Raw genomic sequence first — 13,977 nt, forward strand, 5'->3', positions numbered from 1 at the left:
CTTTGTTGACAGCGCTGTCAGGCGTCCATAGCGTCGCCGTGAGATGAAGAGGTCCGGCCGACCGGACCCGGGGGAAACAAGATGGAATACGCAGGCGCTCCGGCGACCGGCGGCCAGTCCGGCAAGGGCGTGGCCTGGCTGGTGCCTTTCGTGGTCATGCTCTTCTTCGCGTGGGGCTTCGCCACGGTGTTGATCGACACCCTGATCCCCAAGCTGAAGGGCTTGTTCGCGCTCTCCTACGCCGAGGTGATGCTGACCCAGTTCTGCTTCTTCGCGGCGTATTTCATCATGTCGGTGCCGTCCGGCTTCATCCTCAGCAAGCTCGGCTACATCCGCTCGGTGGTGGTCGGCCTGGTGGTGACGGCGGCGGGCTGTTTGATGTTCGCCCCCGCGGCGCGGATGGGCGTCTACGAAGGCTTCCTGCTGGCCCTGTTCATCATGGCCTCGGGCATCACCCTGCTGCAGGTCGCGGCCAACCCGCTGATGGCGCTGCTGGGCAAGCCGGAGTCCTCGCACCCGCGCCTGACCTTCGCCCAGGCGTTCAATTCGCTCGGCACCTTCCTCGGCCCGAAGGTCGGCGCCGCCCTGATCCTGGCCGGCGGCGTCGTCGCCCTGCCCGACGCCAGCACCATGGCGCCCGAAGCCCTGGCCGCGCTCCGCGTCAAGGAAGCCGCCGCCACCCAGACCCCGTTCCTGATGATCGCCGCCGGCCTGGCCGTGCTGGCCCTGGTGTTCTGGTTCGCGCGGCGCACCACCGCCGTGCCGAAGCCCGGCAAGGCCGTCGGCCTGGGCGAGACCCTGGCCCTGCTCGGCAACAAGCGCGTGGCGCTGGGGGCCCTGTCGATCTTCATCTACGTCGGGGCCGAGGTGTCGATCGGCAGCCTGATGGCGAACTACCTGATGTCGGCCGACACGGTCGGCTTCACCGCCGAGAAGGCCGGCGAGACGGTCGCCCTCTACTGGGGCGGGGCGATGATCGGCCGCTTCGTCGGCGGCTTCCTGCTGTGGCTGACCAAGAAGCCGGGCGGGCTGCTCACCCTGTTCGCGCTGGGCGCGGCCGGCCTGGCGGCGACCTCGGCCTTCAGCACCGGCGCCGCGGCCGCCTACGCCATCGTGGCGGTGGGCCTGTTCAACTCGATCATGTTCCCGACCATCTTCACCCTGGCCATCGAGGGCCAGGCCGAGAAGACCCCGCAGGCCTCGGGCCTGGTGTGCATGGCCATCGTCGGCGGCGCGATCATCCCGCTGGCGACCGGCGCCCTGGCCGACCGCTTCGGCCTGCACATGGCCCTGCTGCTGCCGGCGGTCTGCTACCTGTGGATCGCCATCTACGGCCGCGTCACCAGCCGCCCGGCGGCGGTCTCGGCCGTCGCCGAGCCGATGCCGGCTCAGTGAGCTTGGCGGTTCAGCCGCACGGCTGATAAGCCTTTGGACGACGAGCGGGCCCGCTTCGCACACGCGCAGCGGGCCCGTTTCGTAACAGGGGGACTTTCGTGGCGTCGGTCACCATCATCGAAGTCGCCGAGCGGGCGGGCGTGTCGATCAAGACCGTCTCACGCGTTCTGAACCGCGAGCCGAACGTGCGCGAGGAGACGCGCGAGCGAGTCATGGCGGCGGTCCAGGCGCTGGACTACCAGCCCAGCTTGTCGGCCCGCAGCCTGGCCGGCGCGCGCTCCTTCCTGATCGGCCTGCTGTTCGACAACCCCAGCGCGTCCTACGTCAGCGACATCCAGCTGGGCGCGGTCTCGCGCTGCCGCGAGAGCGGCTATCACCTGACCATCGAGCCGGTCGACGCCGCCTCGCCGGACCTGGAGCGGGTGGTCCGCCAGATCGTCTCCACCCTTCGCCTCGACGGCGTGATCCTCACCCCGCCGGTCTGCGACGACGCGAGGGTGCTGGACGTGCTGGAGAAGAGCGGCACGCCCTACGTCCGCGTCGCCCCGGACCGCCAGCCCGACCGGGCCGCGCGCGTCGGCATGGACGACTGGCGCGCCGCCTTCGAGATGACCCGGCGGCTGATCGAGCTGGGCCACAAGGACATCGGCTTCATCCAGGGCCACCCGAACCACGGCGCCTCGCACCTGCGCCACGAGGGCTATCTGGCGGCGCTGTCCTCGCACAGCCTGACGCCGCGGCCGGGGCGGGTGAAGCAGGGCTGGTTCGATTTCCAGTCGGGCTTCGCCTGCGCCCAAGAGCTGCTGGCGAACCCCGACGACCGGCCGAGCGCGATCTTCGCCTCGAACGACGACATGGCGCTGGGGGTGATGGCGGCGGCCAACCGCCTGCGGATCGGCGTGCCGGACCAGCTGTCGATCGCCGGCTTCGACGACACGCCCGCCGCCCTCACCGTGTGGCCGCAGCTGACCACCGTCGCCCAGCCGATCTTCCAGATGGCCGCGGCCGCCTGCGACCTGATCATCTCCGGCGAAGCGCGCGAGGGCGCCGCCCCGGCGCGGCTGCTGGACTTTAAGGTGATCGAGCGGGGGTCGACGGCGGCTCGCGCCTGACCCCCTGCTCTCTCGCTACTTCGCCCCGTACCGCGCCTTCACCGGGGCGTAGCTGTCCCACACCACGCCGTCGCTGACCGAGCGGAGCAGCTTGACGTACTCGGCGTGCGACCAGGCCAGCGGGGTGGCGGAATTCGTCCCCTCGCCCAGCGCCTCGGCGTGCGAGGTGGGGTGGCCTACGCCGTCCCAGACCTGTTCGGACAGCATCAGGCCGTCGTTGGCGAAGGCCTCCATGCCGGCCACGTAGGTGGCGCGGATCCTGGCGATCGCCGCGGCGTCGGGCGCGCCGTTCAGGCCGGCGGCGGCCAGTTCGTAGTGGCCGCGCTCGCCGGTGAAGATCGGCCACACGCGGCCGCGCTGGCCGGCGTGCATCTGGCCGCCGGCGCCGTAGTTGCCGCCGTTGGCGACGTCCTCGCCGTAGCCGTCCGTGCCGTAGCGGCGCCAGCCCGGATAGGTCTGTCCCTCGAGGCGGAAGTCGTAGCGGACGCGCGAGACGTCCTCGCGGCCCTGGTCGTCCAGCTCCGGCAGGGTGGCCAGCACGTGCGGGTCGTCGGCCCGGCGCACGCCGTAGCGCACCAGCTCCAGGAAGCCGGCGTCCATCACCTTGTCGGCGGTCGGCTCGCCCTGGCCGTTGCGCACCTCGATGGTGCTGGGACGGCTGGCGTCCTCGGTCCTGTTGATGCGCAGGTAGTAGCGCCCGTCGCCCAAGGCCCCGGCGGTGGTGAACAGCCGGCCTTCAAGCTTGGCGGAATAGTCGTCGGCGGCCTTGCGATAGCGCGCGGCCGAGACCGGATCGCCGGCCTGGTCGGCGATGTCGGCGGCGACGGTCAGGCCGGCGATGATCGCGGCCGTGGTCGAGGGCGAGTGGCCCGGCTGCTCCTCCCAGCGCTCCTGTTGGGTGAAGGGCGGGACGATGGTCTCGTGGTTCCAGTCGATGTCGACCTGGCCGCCGTCGACCAGGAAGTCGGCCGCCGGCTTCAGCATGGAGCGGTAGGCGGCTTTCACGTCGCCCTCGGGCAACCAGCCCAGCTTCCACAGCTTCCAGCCCAGCATGATCGGCATGGCGGTCTGGTCGAGCTGGACGCCCACCCACTCCGGCGTGCCGTCGACCTCGGACTTCTGCAGGAACCAGCCGGCCGCGCCGCCGCGGTACTTGGGCGTTTTCGGCCCGACCTGGACGCGCGGCAGATAGTGGAAGGACGCCAGCGGGGTCTGCTTGTCGCCCAGCGCCGCCAGCGCCATGGCGCACTGGTAGAAGTCGCGCGGCCAGACCGCCTTGTAGCCGGTCGACGGGTTCTCGGCCGAGACCGTGTCGCCCCACGGGTTGGACAGGGAGGCGATCAGGGCGCCGGCGTAGGTGCGGTCCTCCTGGACCTTCAGGGCCAGCGCGCTGGCCTGGACCAGCTTGCCGCCGTCGGTGGCCGCCTCGCGCAGCCGCGGCAGTTCGGTCAGCGAGGCCAGGTAATCCTCCCAGCCGACCCGTTTGCCCTCGCCGTTGAAGCGGGCCAGCACCTCGGCGTAGCCGGTCTTCAGCGAGCCGTCGGCCGCCTTCTCGCTGGCGGCGGCGTCGGGGCCGAAGCCGATGGCGAAGTCGAAGGTCTGCTCGCCCGTCGCCACGGTCGCCAGCTGGCCGGTCAGCATGATCGCGCCGCGGGCCTCGCCGGTGGTGGCGTAGGCGTGGTCCATCTTGCCGTCCTTGAGGTCGGTGAGGCCGTCCGAGCTCCCCATCCAGCCGACGCTGGTGCGCTTGAACGGGCTGGACGGCTTCAGGGTCAGGAACACGCCGCCGTCGTTCGCGCTCAGGCGGTCGACATTGGTCGCGCCGGCGTCGTTGCCGCCGGTGTTGGCCATGTGCGGCTCCAGCAGCAGGTAGGGCGTGGCGCCGCCCTTCAGGGCGCGCACGGTCACCCGCAGGAACAGGCTCTGGCGGTCCGGGTCCGTGAAGATCCGCTTCTCGATCTCGAAGCGGCCCTGCTTGTCGGTGGTGGTGATCTTGTAGGCCGGCGACAGCGGCCGGCCGGCGGCGTCGACGTGCAGGAACTCGGTCTTCGAGGTGGTGTCCGCGCCTTCGACCGCGAGACCGGTCGGGGTCATCACCGCGAAGCGCAGCTGCTTGATCTGGGCCTGGTGGATCAGGCCGTACATGGTCTCGGTCAGCACGCCGTCGGCGATCGAGTACCAGACCTTGGACACCGTGCCGGTCGGGCCGCCGTCCTTGTAGGCGCCGTCGACATAGGCCTCGTAGGAGGCGCCCACGCCGGTCTTGGCGGCGTAGGCCCAGGTGGTCGGGGCCTGCGGCGCGGGCGGGACCGTGCCGCTGGCGGCCAGGGCGCCCCCGGACAGGGCCGTGCCCGCCAGCAGGGCGGCGGCGGAGAGCGCGAACTTACGCATCGGGAGAGACCTCGAGATGATCGAACCCCTCTCCCCTTGCGGGAGAGGGAGGGGCCCGGCGCGAAGCGACGGGAGGGTGAGGGGTCGCGCCGCCGGCGCCGTGGATGTCATCGTAGCGTTAGCATGGGAGCGGTCGCGCGACCCCTCACCCTCCCACGCCAGCGCGGCGCGCCGGCGCGGGCCCCTCCCTCTCCCGCAAGGGGAGAGGGTTCGCGTCAGCCGACCCTGTGACATCACCGCACCGGCACGAAGCGGATCGCCTGGCCGCCGCCGGGGGCGAGGTTCAGGGTCAGGGTGTCGGCGCTGGTGACCGTGCGCTCCTCGACGACGATGTCTTCGCGCGCGGTCTTCCAGTTGGCGTTCGCGCCGTCGCGGTAGATCTGCGCCTTGTACTTGCGGCCCGGGTCGAGGAAGCCGAGCGGCGCGGACAGAACCCGGCCGTTCTCGTCGGTGATGGCGCCCAGGTACCAGGCGTCGCTGTGACGGTCCTTGCGCGCGATGGTGACGAAGTCGCCGACCTCGCCGTTCAGCACGCGGGTGTCGGCCCAGTCGGTCGGCACGTCCTTGATGAACTGGAACGGCTTCGGATTGGCCTCGTAGTTCTCCAGCAGGTCGGCGGCCATCTGGATCGGGCTGTAGATCACCACGTAGAGCGCCAGTTGCTTGGCCCAGGTGGTGGGCACGCCGTCGGGCGAGCGGGTCTTCATGCCGAAGATGCCGGGCGTGAAGTCCATCGGTCCGGCCAGCAGGCGGGTGAACACCAGGTTGGTCTCGTGCTCGGGCGGGTTGCCGGGCTGGCCCCAGGCGTTGAACTCCTGGCCGCGCGCGCCCTCGCGCGAGATCCAGTTCGGATAGGTGCGCCTAAGGCCCGTGTCCTTGATCGGCTCGTGCGGGTTGATGGCGACGTGGCGCTTCGCCGCCTCGGTGACGACCCGCAGATGGTGGCGGGCCATGGCCTGGCTTTCGTGCCAGGCGAAGTGGACCAGACCGTCGTCACCCATGACCTGGGCGCCGCGGGCGTCGGCGACATAGCCGGTCTTGACGGTGTCGATCCCCAGTCGGGCGTCGAGGTCCAGCGCGTCTTCCAGCTGGCTTTCGTAGACCGCCGCGTTGCCGCCGGTCTCGTTGTGCCCGATCAGGCGCACGCCCTTGGATTTGGCGTAGGCGGCGACCTTCTCGAGGTCGAAATCGGCGGTCGGCCGGGTGAAGCTGAAGTCCGAGCCATTGCCGAACCAGTCGCCGTCCCAGCCCTGGTTCCAGCCTTCGATCAGCACGCCGCCGAAGCCGTTCCTGGCGGCGAAGTCGATGTGGCGGAGGGCGTTCTCGGTGGTGGCGCCGTGGTGCGGGCCGGTCGCCCAGGTCGACTTGTCGAGGTGCATCTCCCACCAGATGCCGACGTACTTGGTCGGCTTGAACCAGGAGACGTCGCCCAGCTTGTTGGGCTCGTTCAGGTTCAGGATCAGGTCGGACATGATCAGGCCGCCGGCGCTGTCGGCGATCTGCATCGTTCGCCAGGGCGTGGGGAACGGCGCCTCGCGCACGACCTTGGCGGCGTCGAGGCCGGGCGTCAGGGCGGCTTTGAAGCGGCGGCCCTCGACCTTGGTCAGGTTCATTCCCGCATAGTCGACCAGGGCCGCCTCGTGGAAGGCGATGTGCAGGCCCGCGTCCGTGCGCACGGTCATGGGCGTCTGGGCGTCGCCGACCTGGTCGATGGGGGTGCGGTTGTAGAGGTACTCCTCGCGGTTCCATTCCCAGGCCGGGATCCACCAGGCCGTGCCGGCGTCGGCCAGGGTGAACTCAGTCAGTTCCTCGGCGATGCGCACCGTCTTCAGCGACGGCTGGTCGGGGAATTCGTAGCGGAAGCCCAGGCCGTCGTCGTAGAGGCGGAACACCACGTCCAGGCGTCGCTTGAGCCCGCCGCGCTCGGCCAGGTTCACCCGCAGCTCGGTGTAGCGATCGCGGACGAAGCGGCGCTCGCCCCACGGCTGCTCCCAGGTGGTGTCGGAGGAGCGCGTGCTCTGGCCCACCACCGCGAAATTGCGATCCAGCTTCGGCGCGTCGACCAGCAGGAAGCCCAGCTTCGAGGGCAGGATCACCGGCTGGCCGTAGCGCGCGACCGTGTAGCTGGGCCGGCCGTCGCCGTCGGTCGTGACCTCGACACTGAGCACGGCGCCGGGCGAGGCGGCGTGAGCGGGGGCGCTAGACTGGGCGAGGCTCGGCGTCGACACGAGCAGTAACGCGCCCACCAGGGCGAAGAGCCGGAGCATGTGAAGTCCCCCCATGCGCCTTCCTGTCGGCCGAAACCGGCGGAAGATCGCGTTTGCAATAGTTTGCAAAGCCGCGACCAAGGTGTCAACGCAGGGATTTCCAGCCGCAAAAGGCGGAAAAACACCAGTTGGCGCTTACGGATAACCATGTGCGGCAACAGGTCGCGCATAATGCCGCGGCAAGCGTGGCAATTTTGCAATTGCCGTTTGTGAAAAACTTGCAATAGTTTGCGGCAGACGGCCGGAACTGCAGCGCGAGATTGCGCCCGGTCGCAAGGGGGGAACATGACAGCGAGTTTCAAGCGTAACCGCGCGCGCCTGATGGGCGGCGCGGCCACCAGCCTGGTGCTGTTGCTGGCGGGGACCGGCATCGCTCAGGCCCAGGACGCGTCCGACGCGTCCAACGTCGACGAAGTGGTGGTCACCGGCATCCGCGCGGGCATCGAAAGCTCGATCGCGGTGAAGAAGAAAGAGTCCTCGATCGTCGAGGTCGTCTCCGCTGAAGACATCGGCAAGCTGCCGGACGTGTCGATCGCCGAGTCGATCGGCCGCCTGCCCGGCCTGGCGCTGCAGCGCCTCGACGGCCGCGGCCAGGTGCTGAGCATCCGCGGCCTGGCCCCGGACTTCTCGACCGCGCTGCTGAACGGCCGCGAGCAGGTCACCACCGGCAACAACCGCGGCGTCGAGTTCGACCAGTATCCGTCCGAGCTGCTGAGCTCGGTGGTGATCTACAAGACCCCGGACGCCGCCCTGCTGGGCCAGGGCCTGGCCGGCACCGCCGACATGCGCACCGTGCGCCCGCTGGAATACGGCAAGCGCGCCATCGCGGCCGGCTACCGCTACGAGTGGAACGACATCGGCGCCCTGGCCGCCGGCTCGACCGACAAGGGCCAGCGCTACAGCGTCTCCTACATCGACCAGTACTTCGACGGTAAGCTGGGCCTGGCGCTCGGCTACTCCCACATCAACACGCCCTACCAGTCCGAGCGCTGGAACGCTTGGGGCTATCCGACCGTCGACCTCGGCGACAACCGCTACGGCCAGGGTCCGTCGAACGCCCGCACGCCGCTGCCGGGTTACTCGGAAGAGGCCGGCAAACTGGTGCTCGGCGGCGCCAAGCCGTACGTGATGTCGGGCGAGCTGGAACGCGACAGCGTTATGGGCACGCTGGAAATCAAGCCGGACGCCCGCGCGACCCACACGATCGACGTCTTCTATTCCGAGTTCAGCGACGTCCAGAACCTGAAGGGCATCGAGTTCCCGCTCTACTGGAGCGGCGCGACGCTGCAGCCGACGACGACCGTCGATAACGGCATGATCACCTCCGGCACCTTCAGCGGCGTCGGGGCGGTGGTCCGCAACGACATGAACACTCGCGACGCCACTCTGGCCTCGGTCGGCTGGAACACCACCGCGCAGATGGGCGACCACTGGACCGCGGTCGTCGACCTGAGCCTGTCCAAGGTCGAGCGCACGGACATGGTCCTGGAGAGCTACTCCGGCACCGGCCGTCCGGGCGTCGGCGCGACCGACACCCTGGGCTTCCAGATGATGGGCGACGGCCGGGCGATGTTCTCGTCCAGCATCGACTACGCCGATCCGAGCCTGATCAAGCTGACCATGCCGCAGGGCTGGGGCTCCAACGCGGCCCTGCCGGGCGGCCAGGACGGCTACCTGAACATGCCCTCGACCGAGGACAAGCTCTGGGCCGCCCGCGTCAGCGCCAAGCGCGAGCTGGAGAACGACTGGTTCGACAGCGTCGAATTCGGCCTGAACCTGACCGATCGCAGCAAGACCCTCGACAACGAGGAGTGGTTCCTGAAGGTCGCCGGCCATCCGGCCAGCGTGCCGATCCCGGCCAGCGCGATCACCGGCACCACCTCGCTGGACTTCATCGGCATCGACGGGATGGTCAGCTACGACCCGATGGCGCTGATCAACAGCGGCGTCTACAGCCGGGTCGCCAACCCGAACGCCGACGTGGCGGTGAAGAGCTGGCGCGTCGACGAGAAGGTCTCGGTCGCCTTCGTGAAGGCGGACATCGACGCCATGGTCGGCTCGATCCCGATGACCGGCAACATCGGCCTGCAGATGGTCAACACCGACCAGAGCTCCGACGCGCTGGGCGCGATCGGTTCGCCTGGCCCCGGCGGCTCCATCTACACCCGTCCGCTGTCGGGCGGCGACGAGTACACCAACTTCCTGCCGAGCCTGAACCTGACGTTCGCCCTGCCGAACGAGCAGCTGCTGCGCTTCGGCGCGGCCCGGACCATGGCGCGCGCGCGCATGGACCAGATGCGCGCCAGCGTTCAGTTCAACTTCGACCAGGGCAAGGCGACGAGCACGAACCTCGCGAACTCGCCGTGGAGCGCCAACGGCGGCAACCCGGAACTGAAGCCGTGGCTCGCCGACTCGATCGACGTCTCCTACGAGAAGTACTTCGGGCGTAAGGCCTACGTTTCGGCGGCGGCCTACTACAAGGACCTGAAGACCTACGTCTACGACCGCTCGGAGCTCTACGACTTCAGCGGCGTCGCCTACAGCGGGCCGACCGCGCCGACGCTCCACCAGGGCTACCTGACCACCCCGCAAAACGGCGAAGGTGGGAAGATCTACGGCCTGGAGCTGACCGCCTCGGTGCCGTTCGGCATGTTCGCCGAGATCCTCGACGGCTTCGGCGTGAGCGGCAGCGCCTCGTTCACCGAGAGCTCGATCAAGCCGAACCCGGGTGATCCGGCGACGCCGATCCCGGGCCTGTCGGACACCGTGATCAACACCACGATCTACTACGAGAAGAACGGCTTCGAGGCCCGGGTCAGCGACCGTTACCGGTCGAAGTTCCTGGGCGAGGTGTCGGGCTTCGGCAACGGCCGGACCCAGCGCTTCGTGGACGCCGAGTCGGTGATCGACGCCCAGATCGGCTACCGCTTCGGCGAGGGCCCGATGGAAGGCCTGTCGGTCCTGTTCCAGGCCAACAACCTGACCGACGAGCCGTTCACCACCTACCAGAACAGCGACTCGCGCCAGGTCACCGACTTCCAGCGCTACGGCCGCACCTACATGCTGGGTGTGAACTACCGCTTCTAAGTCCAGTCCGCCTTCTGGCCCCCCTGCCGGTCGAACCCGGCCGGGGGGCCTTTTCGTCCGCGGCTTTCGCGCCAGCGGGCCCAGAGCAAGGGCCCGCTCGCCCGCAAGCCGGCGCCAGACGCCGCAATCGGGAGGGAGCTATGGTGAAGTCGAGCACCTGGCGTACGGCCGCGAGCGCGGCCCTGACCGTCGCCCTGCTGGCCGGTTCGGCCGCGAGCGCCGCGCCCGCGGTTTCCGCCGACGCCTACCGGCAGCGCGCGCCGGAGGACGAGGTGATCTACTTCGTCCTGCCCGACCGCTTCGCCAACGGCGACCTGAAGAACGACCGCGGCGGCCTGTCCGGCGACCGGCTGAAGACCGGCTTCGATCCGGCGGACGCCGGCTTCTATCACGGCGGCGACCTGAAGGGCCTGACCGCCCGGCTGGACTACATCCAGGGCCTGGGCGCGACCGCCGTGTGGCTGGGGCCGATCTACAAGAACAAGCCGGTGCAGGGCCGCCCCGGCCAGGAGTCGGCCGGCTATCACGGCTACTGGATCCTCGACTTCACCGATGTCGATCCGCACTTCGGGACCAAGGCGGACCTGAAGGCCTTCGTCGACGCCGCCCATGCGCGCGGCCTGAAGGTCTATCTGGACATCGTCACCAACCACACGGCCGACGTCATCAAGTACCGCGAGTGCCCGCAGAACGATTGCGGCTACCGAAGCCTGGCCGACTATCCGTACTCGCGCCGCGGCGGGGTTTCGGGCGCGCCGATCAACGAGGGCTTCACCGGCGCGAACTTCGAGGCGATCACCAGCCCCGACTACGCCTACACGCCCTACGTTCCGGGCGGCGAGGAACACGCCAAGTCGCCGGACTGGCTGAACGATCCGCGCAACTACCACAACCGCGGCGACACGACCTGGACCGGCGAAAGCACGGACATCGGCGACTTCGTCGGGCTGGACGACGTGTTCACCGAGCAGCCGCGCGTGGTGCAGGGCTTTATCGACGTCTACGGCCGCTGGATCGACGAGTTCGGGGTCGACGGCTTCCGCATCGACACCGCCCAGCACGTGAACCCGGAGTTCTGGCACGCCTTCGTCCCGGCCATGCAGGCGCGCGCCAGGGCGAAGGGCATCCCCAACTTCCACATCTTCGCCGAGATCTACGACCTGGAGGCGGCCGGACTGGCGCGCAAGACGCGCCTGGCGCGCCTGCCGGCGCCGCTGGACTACGCCTTCCAGACCGCCGCGATCGCCAGCCTGGGCGGGAAGGACGGGACAGACAAGCTGGCCCGCCTGTTCGAGGCGGACGCTCTCTATCCCGACGGCGCGCCCCGGATCACGCCGACCTTCGTGAGCAACCACGACGCCGGCCGCTTCGCCGGATTCCTGCGCAAGGCGCGGCCCGACATCTCGGACGAGGAACTCGAGAAGCGCGTGCTGCTGGGCCACGCCCTGATGATGTTCAGCCGTGGCGTGCCGGTGATCTACTACGGCGACGAGCAGGGCTTCGTCAGCGACGCCAACGATCGCGACGCACGCGAGGACATGTTCCCCAGCAAGGTCGCCTCCTACAACGACAACCGCCTGGTCGCCGGCACGAAGCCGGGCTCCGACGGCTTCTACCGCACCGACGGAGCCCTCTATCGCGAGCTGGCGGCCATGGCCCGGGTCCGCGCGGCCGATCCGGCGCTGCGCTCCGGCGACATGGTCCCGCGCGCCTACGGGGCCGAGCCGGGCCTGTTCGCGTTCTCCCGCCACGGCGCGGACGGGGCCGAGACCCTGGTCGCGATCAACACCTCGACCGCGCCGGTGACGGCCCAGGTCAAGGTCGACCCGACCTCGGGCGCCTGGCGCTCGCTGCACGGGACCTGCGCGCCGCAGGCGAGCGCGCCGGGAAGCTACGGGGTGACAGTCGCCCCGCTGGACTACATCATCTGCGCCGTCGCGGCGCACGGAGAACCGCGTTGACCATCCAGCTTCCCGTTTCGCGCGCCGGAACCCAGAGCGACTGGTGGCGCGGCGCGGTGATCTACCAGATCTATCCGCGCAGCTTCGCCGACTCCAACGGGGACGGCGTGGGCGACCTGCCGGGGATCATCGAAAAGCTGGACCACGTCGCCGACCTGGGCGTCGACGGGGTGTGGCTGTCGCCGTTCTTCACCTCGCCGATGAAGGACTTCGGCTACGACATCGCCGACTTCCGCGGCGTCGATCCGGTGTTCGGCACGCTGTCCGACTTCGACCGGCTGGTCGAGCGCGCCCACAAGCTGGGCCTGAAGGTCGTCATCGACCAGGTCTATTCCCACACCTCCGACCAGCACGCCTGGTTCCAGGAGAGCCGCTCAAGCCGCACCAACGCCAAGGCCGACTGGTACACCTGGGCCGACTGCAAGCCGGACGGCACGCCGCCGTCGAACTGGCAGTCGGTGTTCGGCGGCCCGGCCTGGACCTGGGACGCGCGGCGCGAGCAGTACTATCTGCACAACTTCCTGAGCTCGCAGCCTGACCTGAACGTCCACCACCCCGAGGTGCAGGAAGCCTTGCTGGACACCGCGCGCTTCTGGATGGACCGCGGGGTCGACGGCTTCCGCCTCGACGCGGTCAGCTTCCTGATGCACGACCCGAGCCTGCGCGATAACCCGCCGGTCGACGTGCCGCTGAAGCGCACCCGGCCGTTCGACTTCCAGCACCACCTGTTCAACAAGTCGCACGGCGACATCCCGGGCTTCCTGACCCGGCTGCGCAAGGTGGTGGACGGCTACGCCGGGCGCTTCATCGTGGCCGAAGTCGGCGGCGAGCTCGCCGACGGCGAGATGAAGCAGTACACCCACGGGCCGGAGCGGCTGCACAGCGCCTACGGCTTCAACTACCTCTACGCCGAGACCCTGACCCCGCAGGTGGTGCGCGACGCCATCGCGGTGTGGCCGGGCGCGCCGCAGGAAGGCTGGCCCAGCTGGGCGTTCTCCAACCACGACGCGCCGCGCCACGTCTCGCGCTGGGCCCAGGCCAGCGAGCGCGAGCGGGCCGCGCGGGTCTGCATGCTGCTGCTGCTCTGCCTGCGCGGAAACATCTTCCTCTACCAGGGCGAGGAGCTGGGCCTGCCGCAGGCGGTGATCCCGCGCGAGCTGTTGCAGGATCCCGAAGCCATCGCCAACTGGCCGCAGACGCTCGGCCGCGACGGCGCGCGCACGCCCATGCCGTGGACGGCCGGGCAGGCGCACGGCGGCTTCTCGCAGGCGCGACCGTGGCTGCCGGTGCCGGACGAGCACCTGCCGCTGGCGGTGGATCGCCAGGCCGGCGACGACGAGTCGATGCTGCACCTGACCCGTCGCCTGCTCGACTTCCGCCGCGCCGAGCCGGCGCTGCGCCTGGGCGCGGTGACCATGCTGGACGTGGCCGAACCGCTGGTGGGCTTCGAGCGCGAGCACGAGGGCCGGCGGCTGGTCTGCCTGTTCAACCTGGGCGCCGAGGCCGTCGCGGTCGCGAGGCCGGACTGGACCGTTCTGCAGAGCGTGGGCGGCGCGACCAACGCGGTCCTGCCGCCGCTGTCGGGCTTCGTGGCCGAACGGGCCTAGGGTCTTTCCGTTTCGGGTTCGAAACGGAAAGACCCTGGTTTCATGTAGTTGGAGCGCGATCGCCGCCGAAACCGGCATCCACTTTCGGCTATCGCGCTCTGGCGCCGCCTTGACGGAAATGCGGGGCGGCCCATCATTCCCGCACAGGGAGGGTCGC

The 13,977-nt window shown here is 69.5% G+C and carries 7 protein-coding genes; 5 read left to right on the forward strand and 2 right to left on the reverse strand.

Annotated elements, in window-relative coordinates; genetic code table 11:
- Positions 1 to 81: 81 nt before the first annotated feature.
- Together H8B08_RS16750 and H8B08_RS16755 are read left to right on the forward strand one after the other, a co-directional pair.
- The gene (locus tag H8B08_RS16750) at positions 82 to 1,395 is read left to right on the forward strand and encodes a sugar MFS transporter (protein WP_187451339.1); all 1,314 of its coding nucleotides are present in this window, start codon (positions 82 to 84) and stop codon (positions 1,393 to 1,395) included.
- 98 nt (positions 1,396 to 1,493) lie between these two features.
- Positions 1,494 to 2,507 (forward strand): LacI family DNA-binding transcriptional regulator, encoded by a 1,014-nt coding sequence (locus H8B08_RS16755; RefSeq protein WP_187451340.1) that lies wholly within the window; start codon positions 1,494 to 1,496, stop codon positions 2,505 to 2,507.
- Between the two features lie 15 nt (positions 2,508 to 2,522).
- Here the strand turns inward: H8B08_RS16755 and H8B08_RS16760 are convergent, their stop codons facing one another.
- Complete coding sequence (locus H8B08_RS16760) at positions 2,523 to 4,898, reverse strand: glucan 1,4-alpha-glucosidase (RefSeq protein WP_187451341.1); 2,376 nt, start codon at positions 4,896 to 4,898, stop codon at positions 2,523 to 2,525.
- Positions 4,899 to 5,131: 233 nt separating this feature from the next.
- Entirely contained in the window at positions 5,132 to 7,165 is a 2,034-nt protein-coding gene (locus tag H8B08_RS16765; protein WP_255500909.1) for a glycoside hydrolase family 97 protein, read from the reverse strand.
- Between the two features lie 285 nt (positions 7,166 to 7,450).
- Here H8B08_RS16765 and H8B08_RS16770 point away from each other — a divergent pair, with 285 nt between their 5' ends.
- From H8B08_RS16770 to H8B08_RS16780, 3 genes are all read left to right on the forward strand, one after another.
- Entirely contained in the window at positions 7,451 to 10,252 is a 2,802-nt protein-coding gene (locus H8B08_RS16770) for a TonB-dependent receptor (RefSeq protein WP_187451343.1), read from the forward strand.
- A gap of 140 nt (positions 10,253 to 10,392) precedes the next feature.
- Positions 10,393 to 12,213, forward strand: a complete 1,821-nt coding sequence (locus H8B08_RS16775) for an alpha-amylase family glycosyl hydrolase (RefSeq protein WP_187451344.1) — start codon at positions 10,393 to 10,395, stop codon at positions 12,211 to 12,213.
- Entirely contained in the window at positions 12,210 to 13,820 is a 1,611-nt protein-coding gene (locus H8B08_RS16780; protein ID WP_255500910.1) for an alpha-amylase family glycosyl hydrolase, read from the forward strand. The genes H8B08_RS16775 and H8B08_RS16780 overlap by 4 nt, the downstream gene beginning before the upstream one ends.
- Positions 13,821 to 13,977 lie beyond the last annotated feature (157 nt).

The sequence above is a fragment of the Caulobacter sp. 17J80-11 genome, assembly GCF_014349105.1.
GTDB lineage: Bacteria > Pseudomonadota > Alphaproteobacteria > Caulobacterales > Caulobacteraceae > 17J80-11.

Bases quoted from the DNA above. Each gene is read 5' to 3' on its own strand.
- H8B08_RS16750 (WP_187451339.1), top strand. From the start codon at position 82: ATGGAATACGCAGGCGCTCCGGCGACCGGCGGCCAGTCCGGCAAGGGC.
- H8B08_RS16760 (WP_187451341.1), bottom strand. From the start codon at position 4,898: ATGCGTAAGTTCGCGCTCTCCGCCGCCGCCCTGCTGGCGGGCACGGCC.
- H8B08_RS16765 (WP_255500909.1), bottom strand. From the start codon at position 7,165: ATGCTCCGGCTCTTCGCCCTGGTGGGCGCGTTACTGCTCGTGTCGACG.
- H8B08_RS16770 (WP_187451343.1), top strand. From the start codon at position 7,451: ATGACAGCGAGTTTCAAGCGTAACCGCGCGCGCCTGATGGGCGGCGCG.
- H8B08_RS16775 (WP_187451344.1), top strand. From the start codon at position 10,393: ATGGTGAAGTCGAGCACCTGGCGTACGGCCGCGAGCGCGGCCCTGACC.